This is a genomic window from Myxococcales bacterium (assembly GCA_016712525.1).
In the GTDB taxonomy this organism is placed as follows: Bacteria; Myxococcota_A; Polyangia; order Polyangiales; family Polyangiaceae; genus JAAFHV01.
Genome location: JADJQX010000008.1, coordinates 123,918 through 143,761 on the forward strand (window position 1 = coordinate 123,918; position 19,844 = coordinate 143,761).

General features: G+C 71.0%; 15 protein-coding genes. 7 read left to right on the forward strand and 8 right to left on the reverse strand.

Annotation, left to right across the window (positions count from 1 at the left end):
- The first annotated feature begins 83 nt into the window (after positions 1 to 83).
- Entirely contained in the window at positions 84 to 2,822 is a 2,739-nt protein-coding gene (locus IPK71_30035) for a pyruvate, phosphate dikinase (GenBank protein MBK8217988.1), read from the forward strand.
- A gap of 13 nt (positions 2,823 to 2,835) precedes the next feature.
- Entirely contained in the window at positions 2,836 to 4,014 is a 1,179-nt protein-coding gene (gene metC / locus IPK71_30040; GenBank protein MBK8217989.1) for a cystathionine beta-lyase, read from the forward strand.
- Positions 4,015 to 4,060: 46 nt separating this feature from the next.
- Here metC and hemL read toward each other — a convergent pair whose 3' ends face one another.
- From hemL to IPK71_30065, 5 genes are all read right to left on the reverse strand, one after another.
- Entirely contained in the window at positions 4,061 to 5,344 is a 1,284-nt protein-coding gene (gene hemL / locus IPK71_30045; protein MBK8217990.1) for a glutamate-1-semialdehyde 2,1-aminomutase, read from the reverse strand.
- A 61-nt stretch (positions 5,345 to 5,405) separates the two neighbouring features.
- Complete coding sequence (locus IPK71_30050) at positions 5,406 to 7,793, reverse strand: protein kinase (GenBank protein MBK8217991.1); 2,388 nt, start codon at positions 7,791 to 7,793, stop codon at positions 5,406 to 5,408.
- Positions 7,794 to 7,852: 59 nt separating this feature from the next.
- Positions 7,853 to 10,267 carry a hypothetical protein gene (locus IPK71_30055; protein ID MBK8217992.1) on the reverse strand — a complete coding sequence of 805 codons (2,415 nt, stop codon included), beginning with the start codon at positions 10,265 to 10,267 and terminating at the stop codon, positions 7,853 to 7,855.
- Positions 10,268 to 10,360: 93 nt separating this feature from the next.
- On the reverse strand, positions 10,361 to 10,654 hold the full coding sequence (locus IPK71_30060; GenBank protein MBK8217993.1) for a hypothetical protein: 294 nt from the start codon (positions 10,652 to 10,654) through the stop codon (positions 10,361 to 10,363).
- Between the two features lie 247 nt (positions 10,655 to 10,901).
- A complete protein-coding gene (locus IPK71_30065; protein MBK8217994.1) occupies positions 10,902 to 11,708 on the reverse strand; it encodes a hypothetical protein in 807 nt (268 codons plus the stop codon).
- A gap of 340 nt (positions 11,709 to 12,048) precedes the next feature.
- Between IPK71_30065 and IPK71_30070 the strand changes: the two genes are divergently transcribed.
- Positions 12,049 to 12,441: a hypothetical protein gene (locus IPK71_30070; GenBank protein ID MBK8217995.1), complete on the forward strand. Its 393-nt coding sequence runs from the start codon at positions 12,049 to 12,051 to the stop codon at positions 12,439 to 12,441.
- Between the two features lie 40 nt (positions 12,442 to 12,481).
- On the opposite strand, the gene IPK71_30075 is transcribed toward IPK71_30070, so the two are convergent.
- Positions 12,482 to 13,402: a hypothetical protein gene (locus IPK71_30075; GenBank protein ID MBK8217996.1), complete on the reverse strand. Its 921-nt coding sequence runs from the start codon at positions 13,400 to 13,402 to the stop codon at positions 12,482 to 12,484.
- A 291-nt stretch (positions 13,403 to 13,693) separates the two neighbouring features.
- On the opposite strand from IPK71_30075, the gene IPK71_30080 reads away from it, so the two are divergent.
- The 4 genes from IPK71_30080 (at position 13,694) to IPK71_30095 (ending at position 18,386) form a co-directional block, all read left to right on the forward strand.
- Entirely contained in the window at positions 13,694 to 14,977 is a 1,284-nt protein-coding gene (locus tag IPK71_30080; GenBank protein MBK8217997.1) for a serine hydroxymethyltransferase, read from the forward strand.
- Entirely contained in the window at positions 14,974 to 16,008 is a 1,035-nt protein-coding gene (locus tag IPK71_30085) for a hypothetical protein (GenBank protein ID MBK8217998.1), read from the forward strand. The genes IPK71_30080 and IPK71_30085 overlap by 4 nt, the downstream gene beginning before the upstream one ends.
- Positions 15,963 to 16,607: a hypothetical protein gene (locus IPK71_30090; GenBank protein MBK8217999.1), complete on the forward strand. Its 645-nt coding sequence runs from the start codon at positions 15,963 to 15,965 to the stop codon at positions 16,605 to 16,607. Before IPK71_30085 ends, IPK71_30090 begins: the two co-directional genes overlap by 46 nt.
- 177 nt (positions 16,608 to 16,784) lie before the next feature.
- Entirely contained in the window at positions 16,785 to 18,386 is a 1,602-nt protein-coding gene (locus tag IPK71_30095) for a PPC domain-containing protein (GenBank protein MBK8218000.1), read from the forward strand.
- A 132-nt stretch (positions 18,387 to 18,518) separates the two neighbouring features.
- Here the strand turns inward: IPK71_30095 and IPK71_30100 are convergent, their stop codons facing one another.
- Together IPK71_30100 and IPK71_30105 are read right to left on the reverse strand one after the other, a co-directional pair.
- Complete coding sequence (locus tag IPK71_30100) at positions 18,519 to 18,896, reverse strand: hypothetical protein (GenBank protein ID MBK8218001.1); 378 nt, start codon at positions 18,894 to 18,896, stop codon at positions 18,519 to 18,521.
- Positions 18,893 to 19,840, reverse strand: a complete 948-nt coding sequence (locus IPK71_30105) for an alpha/beta hydrolase (GenBank protein ID MBK8218002.1) — start codon at positions 19,838 to 19,840, stop codon at positions 18,893 to 18,895. The genes IPK71_30100 and IPK71_30105 overlap by 4 nt, the downstream gene beginning before the upstream one ends.
- Between the last annotated feature and the right edge of the window lie 4 nt (positions 19,841 to 19,844).

Here is a 19,844-nt window from a genome sequence, read left to right on the forward strand (position 1 = left end):
GTAGGCTCTTGCCGAATCGGAAACGCCGCCCGAGGGCGTTTCTTTCGGAGGCTCACGGCCGGCCGGCGCTAAAGTGACGCGCCATGGCACAGCACGTCTACTCGTTCGGGGATGGTCAGGCTGAAGGGGATCCGTCGCGCAAGGATCTGCTCGGTGGAAAGGGGGCGGGCCTCGCCGAGATGACTCGGATCGGGCTCCCGGTGCCGCCCGGCTTCACGCTCTCGACCGAGGTGTGCGCGAAGTACATCGCCGAGGGGAAGCTGCCCGCGGAGGTCACGAGCGAGCTCGACCTTGCGCTCACGAAGCTCGAGGCGAGCCTCGGCATGCGGTTCGGCGATCCGGCGAAGCCCCTGCTCGTGTCGGTGCGCTCCGGGGCCCGCGCGTCGATGCCCGGCATGATGGACACCATCCTGAACCTCGGCTTGAACGACGCGACCGCCGAGGGCCTCGCGAAGCTCACGGGCAACGCGCGCTTCGCGTTCGACGCCTACCGGCGCTTCGTAGCCATGTTCGCCGACGTGGCCCTCGGCATCAAACGCGAGGCCTTCGAGCACGCGCTCGACGAGGCGCGCGGCCGCGTCGCCAAGGCGCAAGGCATCGACACGACGCGCCTCAACGCCGAGGAGCTCAAACGCAAGGTGCCCGACTCGCAGCTCCCCGAGGAGGAGCTCCGCGCCCTCGTGGCGACGTTCAAGGGAATCGTTCGCGAGCGCTCCGGCAAGGAATTTCCCACCGATCCGAAGGAGCAGCTCCTCCTCGCGATCGGGAGCGTGTTCGGCTCGTGGCAGAACCACAGGGCCATCGTCTACCGCAAGATGCACGACATCCCCGATCACTGGGGCACGGCGTGCAACATCCAGGCGATGGTCTTCGGCAACCTCGGTGACTCGTCGGCCACGGGTGTCGCCTTCACGCGCGATCCCTCCACCGGAGAGAAGAAGCTCTACGGAGAGTGGCTCCCGAACGCCCAGGGCGAGGACGTGGTCGCCGGCATCCGCACGCCGCTCCCGCTCGACGGCTCGCCCGACTCGCTCGAGAGCGTCATGCCGAAGGCCCACGCCGAGCTCGTCGCGATCGCCGCGCGCCTCGAGACGCACTTCCGCGACATGCAGGACCTCGAGTTCACCATCCAGGACACGAAGCTCTACATGCTCCAGTGCCGCAACGGAAAGCGCACGAGCCGCGCCGCCGTGCGCACCGCGGTCGAGATGCACAAAGAGGGGCTCATCTCGAAGGACGAGGCCGTGCTCCGCGTCGCGCCTTCGTCGCTCGATCAGCTCCTCCACCCGACGCTCGATCCCAAGGCCGAAAAGAAGCTCATCGCCCAGGGTCTCCCCGCGAGCCCCGGAGCTGCGCAGGGCCACATCGTGTTCCACGCCGACGAGGCCGAGAAGCTCGCCGCGCAGGGCAAAGCCGTGATCCTCGTGCGCGTCGAGACGTCCCCCGAGGACATCCACGGCATGAAGGCGGCGCGCGGCATCCTGACGGCCCGCGGCGGCATGACGAGCCACGCGGCCGTCGTCGCCCGCGGCATGGGCAAGGCCTGCGTCGCGGGGTGCTCGGCCATCCAGGTGAGCTACGCGAACGCCACGATGAGCGTCTCGCAGTACGACGAGTCGGGTCGCATCACCGGCACGGTCAAGCTGAAGCGAGGCGACCTCATCACGCTCGACGGCGGCACGGGGCAAATCTTCGAGGGCGCGGTGCCCACGGTCCCCGCCGCGCTCGCGGGCGAGTTCGGCGAGCTCATGACGTGGGCCGACGCCTCGCGCACCACGAAGGTCCGAGCCAACGCCGACACCCCGCTCGACGCGAAGACCGCCCGGGCCTTCGGCGCCGAGGGCATCGGCCTCTGCCGCACCGAGCACATGTTCTTCGACGAGTCCCGCATCCGCGCGATGCGCGAGATGATCCTCGCCGACGACGTGCCCGCCCGCGAGAAGGCCCTCGAGAAGCTCCTCCCCGTCCAGAAGGAGGATTTCTTGGGTATTTTCAAGGAGATGGACGGTCTCCCCGTGACCATCCGCCTGCTCGATCCGCCGCTCCACGAGTTCCTCCCGCAGGACGAGCGCCAGATCGCCGAGCTCGCGTCGATCATGAACGTCCCGGCCCTCCGGCTCGAGCAGCGCATCAAGGACCTCCACGAGTATAACCCCATGCTCGGGCACCGCGGCTGCCGCCTCGCCATCACGTACCCCGAGATCTACGCGATGCAGGTGCGCGCGATCCTCACCGCGGCGAAGGAGGCCACGAAGGCCGGCGTCGTCTGCCACCCGGAGATCATGATCCCGCTCGCGATGACCCGCGAGGAGCTCACGCGGATGAAGGAGCTCGTCGAGAGGGTGGCCGGCGAGGTCTTCGCGGGCGAGGCCCCGATCCCGTACGCCTTCGGCACGATGATCGAGCTGCCGCGCGCGGCGCTCCGGGCGGCCGACCTGGCGAAGGAGGCCGAGTTCTTCTCGTTCGGAACGAACGACCTCACCCAGTGCACGATGGGCCTCTCGCGCGACGACGCGGGCAAGTTCCTGCCGGCGTACGTCGACACCGGCGTGCTCCCGAAGGACCCGTTCGTCTCGCTCGACCAGAGCGGCGTCGGTGAGCTCGTGAAGATCGCGTGCGAGCGCGGAAAGACGACGCGCCCCAAGATCAAGCTCGGCGTCTGCGGCGAGCACGGCGGCGATCCCGCGAGCGTCATGTTCTTCCACGGCGTGGGCCTCGACTACGTGAGCTGCTCGCCGTTCCGCGTGCCCATCGCCCGCCTCGCCGCCGCGCAGGCCGCGATCGAGTCCCGCTCGAACGTGGCGAAGAGCAGCACCACCTGAGCCATCGTCCTCGATGAAACGCGACACGCTCCTCACGCACGGCGGGCGCCACCCGGAGGCCTACCACGGCGCGGTCAACACCCCCGTCGTGCGGGCCTCCACGATCCTGTCGCCTTCGCTCGCCGCGTGGGACGCGAAGATCCGCGACATGGTCGCCGACGCCCCGGGGACGTACTACGGGCGCTTCGGCACGCCCACGCACCGCGACCTCGAGGAGGCGCTCACGGCCCTCGAGGGGGCGCACCGCACGTGGCTCTTCCCCTCGGGCTACGCGGCGTGCGCGGCGTCGATCTTGGCCACGGTGAGCGCCGGGGCCCACGTGCTCCTCCCGGACAGCGTGTACTTCCCCGTGCGAAAGCTCGCCTCGGGGCTGCTCGCCAAGATGGGTGTAGCGTGCACGTTCTACGATCCGCGGATCGCGGGCGGCATCGAGGAGCTCCTCCGGCCCGAGACGCGCTGCGTGTACCTCGAGTCTCCCGGCTCTCTCACGTTCGAGGTGCAAGACGTGCCGGCCATCACCGAGGTGTGCCGCGCGCGCGGGGTGCTCACGGCGATCGACAACACCTGGGCGACCCCGCTCCTCTTTCGTCCGATCGAGCACGGCGTCGACCTCTCGATCCAAGCGGCGACGAAGTACGTCGTGGGCCACTCCGACGCCATGCTCGGCTATGTCGCGTGCGCGTCGCGTGAGGCCTTCCAGGCGCTCCGAAGAGCGAGCGACGACCTCGGCTACTCGGTGTCGGCCGACGACGCCTTCCTCGCCGCGCGGGGCCTCCGCACCATGGCCGTGCGCCTCGAGCGGCAAGGTGCCACGGGGCTCGCCCTGGCGCGGGCGTTCGAGGCCGCCCCCGAGGTCGCCGCGGTCCTCCACCCGGCGCTCCCGAGGTTCCCCGATCATGCGCTCTGGAAGCGCGATTTTTCGGGCACGTCGGGCCTCTTCGGCGTCGTCTTCGAGCCCATGGCGCGCGAACGGTTCGCGGCCTTCGTCGACGCGCTCACCCACTTCGGCATCGGGGCCTCGTGGGGCGGGTACGAGAGCCTCGTGATGCCGATGAGCCCGAAGGGGCTACGGACCGCCACACCTTTCCCTTACGAGGGCCCGTGCCTCCGCGTGCACGCCGGCCTCGAGGATCCGGAAGACCTGCTCGCCGACGTCACCCGAGCGTTCACCGCGATGCGCGCCGCCGGCTGAGTCACGGCTCCGCGAGCGACGAGGCGCGCGCGGAGCCCTCGACATCTCAGCGGCTCGCGAGGAGCGCCGCTTGGGCCGCCGCGATCGTGGCGTCGATGTCGGCTTCTGTGTGCGCACCCGAGATGAACGCCGCCTCGTATTGCGCCGGGGGCCAGTAGACGCCGCGCGACAAAAGCTCGCCGTGGAAGCGGCCGAAGCGCTTCGTGTCGCTAGCCTTGGCGTCGTCCCACGAGCGGACAGGGCCCTTCGTGAAGAAGAGCGTGATCATCGAGCCGATGCGCTGCACACACGCGGGCGCCTCGGCCTTCGCGATCGCCGCGACGAGCCCCTTCTCGAGCCGCGCGCCCAAGGCCTCGAGCTTGTCGTAGAGCGCCGCGTCGAGCAGCTCGAGGGTCGCGAGGCCCGCGCTCACGGCCACCGGGTTCCCACTCAGGGTCCCGGCTTGGTAGACCGGGCCCACGGGGGCGACTTTTTCCATGATCTCGCGCCGCCCGCCGTACGCCGCGAGCGGCATGCCGCCGCCCACGATCTTTCCGAGGCAGGTCATGTCGGGGCGGAGACCCACGCGGCCTTGGTAGCCCCCGCGCGAGAGGCGCGAGCCCGTCATGACCTCGTCGAAGATCGACACGGCTCCGTGTTTCTTGCAGAGTGCAAGGATCGCCTCGAGGAAGCCGGGCTCCGGCGTGACGAGGCCCATGTTCCCGACGACCGGCTCCACGATGACCGCGGCGATCTCCTTGCCGCGCGCCGCGAAGAGCGCCTCGAGCCCCGCCGTGTCGTTGTAGGCACAGGTGAGCGTGTTCTTGGCCGTGCCCTCGGGCACGCCGGCCGAGTCGGGCACGCCGAACGTGGCCGCGCCCGAGCCCGCCTTGACGAGCAAGAAGTCGGCGTGGCCGTGGTAGCAGCCCTCGAACTTCACCACGAGCTCGCGGCCCGTGAAGCCTCGAGCGACGCGCAGCGCCGCCATGGTGGCCTCGGTCCCGCTCGACACGCAGCGCACCATCTCCATGCTCGGGTAGGTCGCGCAGAGGGCCTCGGCGAAGCGCACCTCGAGCTCGGTGGGCGCGCCGTAGCTCGTGCCCTTCGAGACCGCCTCGGTGATCGCCGCGAGCACCGCGGGGTGCGCGTGGCCCACGATCATCGGCCCCCAAGAGCCGATGTAATCCGTGTACTTTGCACCATCGGCCCCGTAGAGGTACGCCCCCTCGGCGCGCGAGACGAACACGGGGCTCCCGCCCACCGCGCGGAACGCACGCACCGGGCTGTTCACGCCTCCCGGGATCACCTTCACCGCACGATCGAAAAGCTCCACGCTCTTGGGGTCGGCCATCACGTCCTCCGTTTTCGGGTCCAGCGTGTACCACGCCCCGCGAGGGCCGAGAACCTCGCGCCTACTTCGGCACGGTGAACACGTAGGCCATGGTCTCGGGGCCGCCCACGTACGGCGTCGTCTTGACGCGCAGGAGCTGCCCACGCACGCACGCGCCGACCTTGGTGCCCTCGAAGGGCACGGTCAGCCCGACGGCGGTGACCGCCCCCGACGGCGCGAACGTGACGCTCGCGCTCCCCTTTCCGTTCGGCCCGTCCGGCGCCTTGCACGCGACGAGAACGCCGTTCGCCTGATCGAGCTTCTTCTGCGCGAGCGCGCGGTCGAACGCGCCAGGCGTGGCCGGCGTCGAGGGCTGAGGCGTGGGCTGGGGCGTGGGCGCCGTGCTCGGCGGCTTCGTGGGCACCGCCGCAGACGGCGAGGCAGGAGTGGGGGCGGCCGGAGACGGCTCGGGCGTCGCGGAGGGCGGAGCCTCGGCGGCGGCGCTCGAGGAGACGGACGGGGCCGGCGCAGACGTTGGCGACGACGAGGGCGATGGCGGGGGAGCGTCGGCCGAGGACGTCGAGGGGGCCGGCGGGGGGGCCACGGACGCCGAGGGCGGCGCGGGCGTAGGCGCTCCTCGCCCGAAGACGGCATAGAGACCGAGACCTCCGACGACGAGCACGACGACCGCCGCGGCGACCCCGAGCCCCACGTAGCTTCCCCGCGTGGTCGGCGCCGAGACGGGCGAGTCGTCCGGCGCGAAGACGGGGCGAGCAGGCGGCGCTCCGGGGACGGCCGACACACGCTCCCCGGGGATCGCCGACACACGCTCTCCCGGGATCGCCGACACACGCTCGTGCCCCATGCCCCCAGGATCGGGCGGCGACGGAGCGCCGTGCGGCACACTCGAGACGCGCCCGTCCGGGACGAACGACGGCCGCTCCCGCGGTGGGAGCGGCAGCTCGGCCATCACCACCGTCGACGAGAGCCCGGGGCCGGGTTTGGCGGGGACGGGAGGCGAAGGCGGGAGGGCCGAGATGCGCTCGTCGCCCGGGAGGCTCGGGCGTGTCGTCATCGCGAGCGTCACGAGCTGAGAGCGATCGCCCTTCGGCGGCGCGGGGGCGGGCGACGGGGGGGCCTTCTCCACGGCGATGGGCGCGGCGAGGGCCACCGTCGCGGCGAGCGGGTTCGGAGCCTTCCCGAGCGGGGACGCCGTGGACGCGAGCGGGTCCGCCAAGGACACGACCGGCCCCGCCGAGGCGCCGAGCGGAGACGCCGTGGACGCGAGCGGATCCGCCAACGACGCGACCGGAGCGACCGTCGACGCGAGCGGGTCGGCCGAAGGCACGACCGGAGGCGCAACGGCGACGCCCTGCCCCGAGGGGACAGGGACCGCGCTCGCCAGGTTCGCCGCGCCGAGGCGCTGGGTCGCCGGAGAGGGCTCTTCGGGGAGCACGTCGACCGTGGTGGGATCGTCCTGTGCGCCGCCATCGAGGGGCATGGTGGCGAGCAGCATCGTCTCCGGGCCGCGCCCCGCCTCGGCCGCGCCGCCGAGCCGCGAGGCCAACCGGAGCGCGGTCCAGAAATCTCGGACCGTGGGCCAGCGATCCCGCGGGCTCACCGCGAGCGCCCGCGCGAAGACGGACTCGACGTCGGGCGAGACGACCACCCCGACGCCCTTGGGGGACGGGCGCTTCACCGGATCGAGCGCGGCCATCGCGAAATCGCCGAGGTGCTCGCCGGTCATGACCGTCTTTCCCGAGAGCGCCTCGAGCACGACGAGCGCGAGGGCGTACACGTCGGTCGCGGGGCCGATCGGGCCGAGCGTGTCGTCGAACTGCTCGGGCGCGCCGTACGCCGGGGCGAAGATGCGGATCTTCCCCATGGTCTGCACACGAGGGCCGATCTCGAGGCGCGACTCGTCGAGCACCTTGGCGACGCCGAAATCGAGCACCTTGAGCTTCGTCCCCGAGGCCGTCTTCGTGAGGAAGAAATTCCCGGGGTTGAGATCGCGGTGGACGACCCCCTGCGACTGCGCGAACGACAGCGCGTCGACCGCCGTGTCGAAGAGCGGGACGACCTCCGAGAGCGGGCGCTGCCTCGGATCCCGCTCGAGCTCGGACGCGAGCGAGTGCCCGTCGAGCCACTCGAGGACCATGTACGGCACGAGGGCGCGCGTGACCGGAGACACCGTGGTGCCCGCCGCCATGGTGCGTGCAATGTACAAGTTCCCTTGCGAGAGCTTGTAGTGGAGCCGGCTCTCGTCGCGGAACCTCTGGACGAACGTCTCGATGAGCTGCGAGCTGAGCTGCGGGGGCAGCTTCATGCACTTGATGGCGATGGGCTCCGAGAGCCCGAGGTGGTGGCCCGCGTACACCACGCTGAACCCGCCCTCGCCGATGAAACGATCGACGCGGAACTGGCCATCGAGGACCTGACCTACGAGGCCGAACGGATCGGGCGGAGCCACGGACGGAGCTTACCCGAACCGCGGAGCGGCCGGGCAGCGCAAATCCGAGACCTTCGACGCTACTTTCCCGACACGGCGATCGTCACGAGGGTGGTCACCTTCTGAGCGCTCCCGCCGAACGCCGGGACCGTGGCACCCTTCAGGTGATCACGGACGCATTTGCCCGCCGGGGTCCGCGAGAACGGCTTCTCGAGCTCGACCTCCGACACGGCCCCCGAGGGCTCGAACGTCACGGTCGCCTTCCACTTTCCTCGCGGCCCGTTGAGCTTCCGGCACTCCGACTGCGTTCCAGGAACGGCGTCGAGCGCGGCCTTGGCCGAAGCCGCGTCGAACGCCGCGACGCCGGCAGGACCGGGAGGCGGGGCCGCGGACGGGACCTCGGACGGCGCCGCGGCGCTTTCACCCGAGGGCGACGCGGACGGCTGCGACGAAGGGACGACCGACGCCGAAGGGGGGGCCGACGCGACGGTCGTGGACGCCGATGGCACGGGCTCCGCGGCCGTGGGCTCGGGTTTCGACCGGCCTCCGACGACGACCACGATCCCGACGACCACCGCGAGCACGGCCACCCCTGCGGCTCCCAGGAGGAGCCCACGCGAGCTCTCCATCGGCGGCATGGGCGGCTCTTCGAGCATCGACGCGGTGGGAGGGCGCGCCGGAGAAGGCCCGAGGTCGACCGGAGGCGCCACGGCGACGACCGGAGGCGCCACGGCGGCGACCGGAGACATCTCCACCCCGACCGGAGGCGCCATGGCCGCGACCGGAGGCATCTCCATCCCGACCGGAGGCGCCACGGCGGCGACCGGAGGCATCTCCACCCCGACCGCGGGCGCCCCACCCTGCCCGGGCGCGGGCTCCGGAGAGGTGGGAGCGGGCTCCGCGGCCATTCCGAACGCACTCGGGGACAGGCCGGCGGCGCTCAGGGACACCTCGGGAGCACCCGGGGACATCTCGGGAGCGCTCAGGGACACCTCGGGAGCGCTCGGGGACATCTCGGGAGCACCCGGGGACATCTCGGGAGCCGGAGCGGCGGTCTCTGGGCCCGAAGGCGCGTTCCCTGGGCTCGGAGGCGCCAGGACGGCGGGGGTCGTGGAGGTCGTGCTCGCGAGGTGTGCGGCCGGCTCGTGCGGCGCGACCTCCGGAGCGGCCCGGCCGTCGGCGACCGCGGCCGACGCCGCGAAGAGCCCGCTCTGCGACGCCAACCCCATGGGAGCGCGGCGCTTTCCCGTCCCCGAGGAGACGGGCGGCGACGGCTCGGACGGCACGGCCTCCGAGGGCGGCACGAGATCACGGGGCACCGCAGGCGCCGCGAGCGGGCTCGGAGCCACGAGCGCGGGCGGAGGCTCCGACGGCCCCTTCAGGAACGTGAGCGGGGCCTCGATGCCGCGCCCAGGAGGCACGCTGCGGCGTACGGGCGGAGGCGGGTCGGAGGCACCTCGTGTGCGAAACGCCTCGGGCCCCGCCGATGCGCCGGGAGGTGGCGCCACGGCCACGCTCGCCTCGATCTTCGGCGGAGGCGCGCCGATGGGCCCGGAGCCTCCCGGGGACGAGGGCGGGGCCTTCGGTGATGCGGGCTGCGAGGCGGGCGGCTTCGTGTGCTCGACACCGCGGCGCCCCACGTGCACGTGAAACTGCGCGTCGACCGCCGCGAGGGCGTCGAAGAACGCCACCACGTCGGGGAAACGCTCCGAAGGGCGTGAGGCGACGGCGCGCTCGAGCACCTCGGCGAGCTTCGGCGGGAGATCGAGGCCGAGCTTCTTCGGGGTCGGCCGATCCGCGGCCTCGAGGCTCTTCTTCTTGCGGTGCGCGAGCGGCCCGGTCTTGCGTTTGAGGCGCGGGAGGAGCGCCTCCATGAACGTGAGCGCGAGCGCGAAGACGTCGGCCTCGGGCCCGATGGCGCCGAGGGACGAATCGACGACCTCCGGGGCCGCGTGACGAGGCTCGTACGGAGACGCCGCGGGCACCCGAGCGAGCGCGCGGGCGACCCCGAAGTCGACGATGCGGAGCACCGGGGACTTCTCGCGTTTGTCGAGGTGGAGCGCCGAGGGCCCCACGTCCCCGTGGACGATGCCGAGCTCGTGCGCCACGGTGAACGGGCGCCGGAGCGCCGACGCGAGCGACGCGACCTCGGCGAGCGGATAGGCGGCGGTGCGGAGGTCGAGCTCGGCGGCGAGCGTGGGCCCATCGACCCACTCGGTGACGACGTAAGGAACTTCCCCACGTGCGGTGTTCGCGACGCCATGAGCCACGAGGCTCGGGGTGCCGGCGCCGTTCGACGCGAGCCGCTCGACGTCACGCGCGCACGCGGCGGACGCTTCGGGGTCGAGCCCCGGGAACGCGCGAAGAACGCAGGGTTTCCCGCCATGCACGGCGCGGTACACCGAAGACCACGACGACTCCGAGAGGGCACGCTCGGCCCGGGCCCCGCCTTCGAGCGGGAGCCCGACGAGCCCGAGCGGATCCAGGCCTGCCATTGCCGCGAGCATACGCGAGTCGCACGTGCCGCGGGAGCTCGTCGCGCACGCCCCGTGAAATTTCGGACGGCCGCGATCCGAGCGAGCGGGCTGTTAGGGGCCGAGGCCCGGGTGCACCGGCTTCAGCGTCTGCCCTACCGTGCCGCACACGGTCGTGCGCGTCTGACCGTAGATGGCGGGGCCGCAAGCCTCGCGCGGGAGGTAGGTGGCCGAACAGCCGACGTGCCCCGTGAGCGTCCAGCCTTCCCGCTTGCAGCAGTACGCCGCGTAGCCCCGATCGAGCTTGGGATCGTCGTCGCACTGGACCGGCGGCGTCGCCATTTTTCCGGTCGTGGTGAGCGCCTTTCGGATCCGGATGTCGTCCCCGCGGGCGCGGAGCTCGGGCACCCCGACGGCCCACGTGATGCCGAAGACGATCCCGCCCGTGGCGAGGGACTTCCAGCCCGCGCTGGCAGATGGCCCAGCGCCGCAGCACGTACACGAGGATCCCCCCCGGGACGAGCAGCACGGCGAGCCCCCAGAGGAGCCCGTCGTGGAACGCCTCGGCGACGATGCGGAAGAGCCCGACGAGGAGGTACCCCGCGCCGATGGCGAGCATGAGCAAGACGACGAACGTCACCATCGGTCACGCGGCTCAGCGAAAGAGCCACACCTCTTCGCGTTCGCCCCCTGCGCCCGACCGCGTTCGCGACACGTACCGCGCGGGCCAGACCGACGTCCCGTGGGTGACACCGTTCACGGTGCGGGAGTAGCTCGCGACGCTGCCCGTGAAGGGGACCTCGTCGCCGCGCGCGTCGCACACGCGGGTGCCGTCGAAGACGACGGGGCCGAGCGTGCCGAGGCGCGTCCCGCGGTAGTCCATCACGCGCGTCGCCTGCCCGACGACACGGCGAACGTGCGTACGCGAGGCCTCGAGCCCCGGCACGCGGAGGAACGTGATGCTCTCTCCGGCCGAGGATTTCAGGGTGATCGGCCGATCGTCCTTGCGCAGATAGACCTTGTCGCCCACGAGCCTCGCGACGAGCTCGGTCGTCTCGGTGGGGAGGACACGCTCGGTCTCGGGGGCGAAATAGAACGTCTGCGCGAGGCGCATGTACGGGAGGTAGCGCCGCGGCTTTTCGTCCGTGCCGTTGCCCTTCTGGAACGCGAGGCCGACCTCCATGTCGAGGCGGGCCTCGTCGCCGAACCCGAAGTAGATCCACGGCGTGCCCTGCGTGGCCTCGTCGCCCGTGTAGTCGGGCACGGTGAGCCTCGTACGAATGCACGAGTAGCCCGCCGGGGTCATCTCGCGGAGGAACGCGCCCGTGTTGCCGCCGTTGTACCGCAGGGCCTCTTCGGCGCTCGAGGGCTCGTCCGCGGGGGCGTCGGCGCCCGCGTCGGCCGAGCAATGGCAGAGGACCAAGACGCCCAGAGCGACGGGGAGGAGCGAAAGCACGCGCACGCCCCGAGAGTACCGAAGCGCGAGGGCTCTGTCGTCAGGAGTGTGTTGTATCCAAACCTACGACATCGCTCTTTCACGCGGCCGGGCCCCTCACGCTTGCGCTTTTTCGCGGCCTGCACATGTTGCCCGCCAACCGAGGGAGGATCGTTGACCTACCGAGAGCCGCTCGACTCTGCCTACCGAACCATCGCGCGGCTCGAGGCCGCGCTCGCCGAGCGTGACGCCCGGATCTCGACGCTCGAGGCGCAGCGCGCGCGCCTCGCGGCGCCCACGACGCCCGAGGCGCTCGTGCCACGCGACCCCGTCACCGAGGCCTCCTCCACGAGCGCGCGGACGAACGGTGGAGGAGCGCACCCCACGCCACCCCGCGCACGCCCTCGTGTGGCTGGTCGCGGCAGGAGCCGTGGGCGCGTACGTGGCGCGGTTCGGAGCCGCGATGCCGACCTCCGTCGACGATTTCGTCCCGCTCGCCTCGGGGTGGCACGCGAGCCTCGCGGGCGCCGCCACGCTCCTCGGCCTCCGAGACGCCTCCCTCCGGCGCTCGGGTCGAAGCACGGCGCTGGACCGCGCGCTCCTCGTCGCGGCCGTGGTCGTCGGGGTCCCGTTCGCGCTCCCGGTCGCCCTCGTCGTCATCACGATCGGGAGCCCCGTGTTCGGCCTCTTGTGCGCCTTGGCCTCGGTGCTCGCCGCGCTCGGAGCGATCGTCCGATGGGTCGCGAAGGACGCGACGTGAAGGCCCCGGGCGCGGCCTCGCGCATCCACGCGGCGCGCGGCTACGGTCCGCCGTAGAACACGAGGCGGGCCGCGGCCGACAGGTAATTGACCTGGGACGAGGTGTGGTACGCCGCGTGGTACGCGAGCTCGGGCGAGAGCGACACGTGCCCGCCGAGCAGCGAAAAGAGGCGAAACTCGTAGAACGCGCTCACGCCGAGGATCGACTGGAAGCCCTCGACCGTGGGGTAGTTGCCGAGCGCCTGGACCTTGATCATGCCCGCGCCAAGGTCGGCCCCGAGGCCGAGGTTCGCGAGGGCCTTCACCTTGGGGAGCGCGAGCACGGCCGGGTACACGTCGATCCGGAAGCCGAAGCCGCTCGCGCGCGCCTCCCATTCACTGTTCTTGAACGAAGCTCCCCCGAAGAGGACACCGAAGCTCAAGTAGTCGGTCAGGGCGCCACCGACGACGAGCTGGAACGTGGAGCCGAGGAGCGCGGGGGTCTGCGAGTAAAAATCGGGGTTCCCGATCTTCTGCACGTCGTTCGGGTAGCCGCTCCCTGCGCCGACGCCCGCGCCGAGCGAGAGCCCGAGCATGAACCCCTTGCGGTACTGGTGAAAAACCTTACGCCGCTCGGGCGCCGACTCGTCGTTCGGGTCGAGCGTGGGAGGGGCCGGTGCGGGTGGGCTCGAGGGCTCGGCGGCGCGTGGAGCGGAGACGGCGACGTCGGCGCGGGTCACGGGCGGCAAGGCCGGCGCGGCGGGTGCCGTCGGTGCCGAAGGGGCCGTGGGCGCAGCGACGGGCTCGGGGGCGGACGGAGCGACCGGAGCCGAAGGGGCCTGCGCAGGGGCCGTGGACGGGGGAACGGACGGGGCCGTCGGCGCCGACGAAGCTGCCGGGGCCTGCGCGGTCGAGCCTGGGGGGGCCTCGTCGGCGCGAGCGACGCGAGACGCTGCGACGAGGCCGACCGCGAGCGTGAGCACGACCGACCCTCGAACGCGAAGCGCCCGACGACCCGAAGCTACGCTCGAAAACTCCCACCTTTTCATAGATATGCGCGAGGGGTGCACGTGCGCCCTGCATGCTGCCCCTTTCGTGGCCGGGTGTAAAGATGCCGAAGGCGGCGTCGGGATCTCGCCTCGACCAGACACATGCATTCTGCAAGTGTTGCCAACCCCCTCCTTTTTTGCAGTCGGAGGCCCGTTCCCGGGCCGAAAACTTGGCCTTTTTTGGGGTGACGGGGGGTGGGGACCTCGGGTAAAACGGCACGCCTCATGAGCGACCGCGACCCCTCCCTCTCCGCCCGCGACCCGGAAATGGCTCGGCTCATCGCCGACGAGAACCGCCGCGAGCACGAGAGCCTGCGGCTCATCGCGAGCGAGAACTACGCCTCGCGCGCCGTCATCGAGGCGACCGGCTCGGTGCTCACGAACAAGTACTCCGAGGGGTACGCGAAGAAGCGCTACTACGAAGGCCAAGAGGTCATCGACCAGGTCGAGGAGCTCGCGATCTCCCGCCTGAAAGAGCTCTTCGGGCGCACCGCCCACGGCGACGTGTCCGACATCCACGTGAACGTGCAGCCCTACTCGGGGAGCCCGGCGAACCTCGCCGTGTACCTCGCGTTCGCCAAGCCCGGCGACACCATCATGGGCCTCGCCCTCCCCGCCGGCGGGCACCTCACCCACGGCCACACGGTCAGCATCACCGGCAAGTTCTTCAAGAGCGTGCCCTACGGCGTCAAAAAAGACGACCACCGCATCGACATGGACGAGGTCCGCGCCCTCGCCAAAGAGCACCGCCCGAAGATCCTCTGGGCGGGCACCACGGCGTACCCACGCACCCTCGACTGGCAGGCGTTCCGCGCCATCGCCGACGAGGTCGGGGCCATCTTGGCGTGCGACATCGCGCACATCTCCGGGCTCGTGGCCGCGGGCGTGCACCCCTCGCCCATCGGCATCGCCGACGTGGTCACCTCCACCACCCACAAGACGTTCCGCGGCCCGCGCGGCGGCATGATCTTCTGCAAAAAAGCCCACGCCGACGCGATCGACAAGGCCGTGTTCCCCGGGCTCCAGGGCGGCCCGCACAACTCCGCCACGGCCGGCATCGCCGTCGCCGCCAAAGAGGCCCTCGACCCGTCCTTCGTCGACTACGCGAAGGCCGTCGTCGCCAACGCGAAGCACCTCGCCGGGCGCCTCGTCGAGCGCGGCTTCGGCGTCACCACCGGCGGCACCGACAACCACCTCATGCTCGTCGACATGACGTCGAAGGGCACCACCGGCAAGGTCGCGTCGAAGGCGCTCGACAAGGCCGGCATCGTCCTCAACTACAACGCGGTCCCGTTCGACCCTCGGAAGCCCTTCGATCCGTCGGGCATTCGCCTCGGCACGCCCGCGGTCACCTCGCGCGGCATGGGCACCTCCGAGATGGACAAGCTCGCCGCCTGGATGGACGAGGTCGCCAAGGCCCCGGGCGACGAGGCCCTGCTCGCGCGGGTCGCGGGCGAGGTCCGTGAGCTCTGCGGCGGCTTCCCCGCCCCCGGGATCCGCCTCTCATGACGGGGCACGCGCGCTCGGGGGGCCTCCGTCGCCGCCTCGCCGCCGGTCTCTTCACGCTCTTCGCGGTGACCCACGTGGGTCGCGAGGTGCACGGCGAGCCCTCCCTCGCGCCGCCCGCGTTCGTCCCCGTGCGCGCCGAGATGCCGCGCGAGCGTTCGGTCGCGCCCGAGCTCACCCCGGCCGACATGCTCGCCCCCGCGCCGACCGCGCCTGTCGACTACGAGAGCTGGCACGGCGTGTCGTTCGGCGCGTACTTGGCTCCCAAGGGGGAGTTCTGGGGCGACGACGGCGGCGTCGACGTGATCGTGCACTTCAACGCCGCCATGCTCGCGGGCCGCTCGTGGCAGCAGAGCCACGCGAACGCCGTCGTGGTAAGCGCGGCGTTCGGCGCCTTCGGCTCGGGCCCCTACCAAGAGGCGATGGCCGATCCGGGCCGCTTCGGCCGCATGCTCGCCGAGGTCGTCTCGACGCTCGCGTCGCAGCGCAAGCACCCGGGGCTCCACGTGCGCAAAGTGGGCATCGTCGCGTGGAGCGCGGGCTTCGGCGCCGTCGGCCGCGTGCTCTCCGTGCCGAAGTACTTCGCCCAAGTCGACAGCGTGATCCTGCTCGACGCGCTCCAGGCGGGCTACAAAGACCCGTCCAAAGGCACGTCGCAAGGTCCCGAGAACGTTTCACTTTCCGGCATCGATCCGTACGTCCGGTTCGCGCGCGAGGCCCTCACGGGCAAAAAGCAGCTCGTCGTCACGCACACGAGCATCGTGCCGCCCGAGTACGCGAGCACCACCGAGGCGGCCCTCGCGATCGTGGGTGCCGTGGGCGCGCACAAACGCGACGACTCCCACACCACCCAGGACGGCCTCGTGCGCACCTACCGCGTCGACGACGGCGATCTGCACGTGCACGGCTTCAAAGGCGCGGGACCGAACGATCACATGCGCCACCTCCACCGCGTGGGCGACGTGGTCCGCGAGTACCTCGTCCCGCGATGGCAGCGCCCCGGCTCGTCCCTCGTGGCGACGGCGCCACGGTGAGCTACGGCGCACAGCCCCCGCCCCACGTCCCGTACGCGCAGCCTCCGCGGCCGAGCGGCGGCTCGAGCACCTTGGTCATCGTGCTCGCCGTGGTGGGCGGGCTCCTCCTCGTGCTCGTCGTGCTCGGGGTGCTCGCGGTCTCGGGCGTCCGAAGGTACATCGCGCAGTCGAAGGCCGTCGAGGCGCACGCGAGCCTCGCGCGCATCGGCATGGAAGCGAAGCGCGTCGCCGAGACGGAGGAGCTCGGCGAGACGCCCCCCGCGCTCGAAGGCCCGGCCCTCGTGAAGCGGCGCCTCTGCGCCTCGGCCTCTCGCCCCGTGCCGCGTAGCCTCGCCGAGGTCACGGGCAAGAAGTACATGTCCTCCGGCGACGAGTGGCTGACCGACGCGCCGAAGAACGCGGGGTTCGCGTGCCTCGGGTTCTCCATGACCTCCCCGCAGTACTACCAGTACGCGTACACCCGCGCGGGCGAGGGCTTCCGCGCCGAGGCTCGCGGCGACCTCGACGGCGACGGCGTGACCTCGCTCTTCGTCGTCGACGGCCGCTTCCAAGGCAGCGAGCTCTCCGTGTCGCCGGTGCGGGCCGAACAGCAAGAGTGACGGGCGCGATGGACCTCCGGGGGCCCGGGATGAGGCCTCGAGGATCCAGCTCTTCCACAAAATCCTCAGCGTATTTCTGAGGTTTCGCCCGTGTAGGACAAGGGCCCACCTTGGCCCCGAGCTTGCACATGGGGTGGCGCGGCCGAGCGTGGCCGCGCTCGAACCGAGGTCCTTCCCATGCGCTTCCGTAAGCTCGCCGCTCTCCTCCCCGCTCTCGTCCTCTTCGCCTGTGGTGGCGCGTCCGACGAAGGCGACGAGCCCTCGAAGTCGGAGGACGACTTCACGAGCAACCAGGCCACCCTGCTCGACTTCGACTTCGACGGCGAGGTCGTGGCGACCGACGTGTTCTCGCCCGAGTCGCTCATCAACGACCAGATGCTCTACACGATCGGGCACCTGAACGGCTCGAACGCCGTGGGCCGCCTCGACCGCCTCGTGCTCTCGAACGTCCAGAAGACACCCGTCGACGGCGGCAAGACCAAGATCACCTACCACGCGAAGCTGCCGGTCGCGTGGGGCCAAAAAGAGACCTTCCCCCCGACCTACGAGCTGTCGCTCCCGCGCGACGCGAGCTTCGAGGGCCAAGAGGCGTTCACGAAGGCGTACATGCGCGCGTGCGTCGACTTCGGCGCGCACGACGTCGACGCCGGGAGCATGTGGTACTACTACCGCCCCGCGCGGAGCGGCTGCCAGCTCAAGGCCGAGGACATCGTCAAGACCACCGCCAAGGTGACCCCCTCGCTCGAGAACTCCACCGGCAAGTACCCCGAGTACACCAAGGTCTGGGAGGACGGCGAGCTCAACGTCGTCTCGATCTTCGGCAAATACGAGGACGGGAAGACCTCCGGCGACGCGGGCATCGACGCGTACAACACCTTCCTCCGCACGATGCGCGCGGCGCTCGGCGCGAACGTCGTCTCGACGCCCGCCGAGGTCCCCCAGAACCCGGGCGTCTCGCTCCCCGACGTGACCTTCTCGGCCACCCTCCCCGACGGCAAGAAGGTGAACGTCACCGCGCTCCTCGTGGACAACGTGCGGACCGCCGATCAGAAGTTCAACGAGCGCTACAACCAGCTCTCCACGAACGCCGACGTCATCGCTTACAACGGCCACGCGGGCCTCGGACAGAACGTGCGCGCCCTCGCCCAGAAGGGCACGTGGAAGGCGGGCAAGTACGTCATCGTGTTCATGAACGGCTGCGACACGTTCGCCTACGTCGACGGCTCGCTCGCCCAGACGCGCGCCCGCGTGAACCCGGACGACCCGACCGGCACGAAGTACATGGAGTTCGTGACGAACGCGCTCCCGGCGTTCTTCCACTCGATGTCGAACGCCACGTCGACGCTGGTGAAGGGCCTCATGCGGCACGACTCGCCCATGACGTACGAGCAGATCTTCGAGGGCATCGACGACTCGCAGGTCGTCGTGGTGACCGGCGAAGAGGACAACGTGTTCACGCCGAACGCCGCTCCCCCGCCCGCCACGTGGCAAGGCGTGAAGGCGCGCGTCGACGAGCTGAAGCGCGGCGTGACCCGCAGCTTCGACACGGGCGTCGTCCAACCCGGGCGCTACGAGTTCACGATCGCCGGCACCGGCGACGCGGACCTGTACGTCAAGGTGGGCAAGGAAGCGACGACCCGCATCTACGACTGCCGCCCCTTCAAGAGCGGCTCGAACGAGACGTGCACGGTCGAGGTGAAGGCCCCGGCGAACGTCAGCGTGCTCGTGCGTGGCTACGCGGCGACCTCGGCGTTCGACTACGAGGCGAAGAAGCTCTGAATCCGAGCCGAACGCGAGGCTGACCGCGCGGTCACGTCTCGCACGGAAACGCAGACGAGCCCTTCCCCGCGGCGTCCGTGGGGTGGGGCTCCGTCGTTTCGAGGGCGGCGCACGTCGCGCGCGCGAGCTTCGTCAGCTCTGGGAGCCCACGTCGCGCGGAGGCTCGCCGGTCTCGGGCGCGGCCTCGGGGATGCGCGTCGCGCCCTCCGCGGCGTTTGCGTCGGGGCTCGGCGGGGCCATGGCGTCGACGAGATCGAACGCGACGTCGGCCGTGGCGCGCACCGCCTCGTTGACGATGCGAATGGATCCGTACGTCGCCGTGAGGGAGACGTCGTGCACGAGGTGGACCGAGCGCGCGGGCACGGCGATGACGTCGGGGAGCGCCTCGAGGATGCCGAACGGGCGCGCGGCGGTCTCGCGGTGGACCTTCTCGACGGCGCGTGAGCCGTGGTGGACGACGTCGGTGACGAGGGTGAGGAGCCCACGGAGGCGGGTGCGAGCCAAGGTCATCGCGATTCTCTTTCCGGCGCATCGAACGCCTCGAGGAGGGCGGCATAGACGTCGCCGTGGTGCGGCAGGTCGGTGTGGGAGAGCCCATGGCACACGCGCACCGACGCGATGGGGCCGTGCGCGCCGGTGAACGACGCGCTCGACACGGGCACGATGGCGTCGCCGAAGAGCTCGGGGAAGCTGCCATCGCGCGTGAGGGTGCCCACGATCAGGTGGTGCCGCATGCCGTCGAGGAGCGGCACGGGGTGCTCGGCCGACGTGAGGCGGAGGGATGTCTTCGCGCGGTCCTCGGCGCGTAGATCGGCGTCGCCGAGATCCTTCACGCCGGCGCTGCGCAGCTCGGCGAGCTCGCCCACGAGGCGCGTGACGGGATCCGGGATGGCCTCGAGGAGCTTCGTCACGGCGCGCCCCACACGCTCGAGCGGCGCGCCACGATGCGGCGTGCCCACGTAGATGGCGCGCACGATCCGAGGGAGCCAAGGGCTCTCTCCGGCGCTCGCGGCGGTATGAAATGCCGCGCGCGCGACGAGGCCCCCCATGCTGTAGCCCACGATCGTGATCGTCGTGATGGGCACGGGGTAGGCCTCGACGAGGCCACGGAGGAGGCCGTCGAAGAGCGCGCCGTTCTCGGGGATCGAGAGGCCCGTGTTGTACCGCACGGTGAGCGAGGTGACCGCCCGGTCACGTTCGAGCAGCTCGGGATAACCGCTGGATGTTCCAGGGTAATTCCAGATCGTCTCGGTGCACATGAGGCCGTGCAGGAACACGACCACGTGCGCGCTCGGGGCCTCGACGGCCGCGGCGAGCGACGCCCGATCGACGGGCACGATCGCGCCCCCGCGCACGAGGGACATCTCGGTGCGGAGACCGTTTTCGGTCTTCGCGAGATAGTCCCCCACCGCGCCGTTCAGGATCGCGATCGCGAGCTCGAGCTTCTCCCCCACCCGA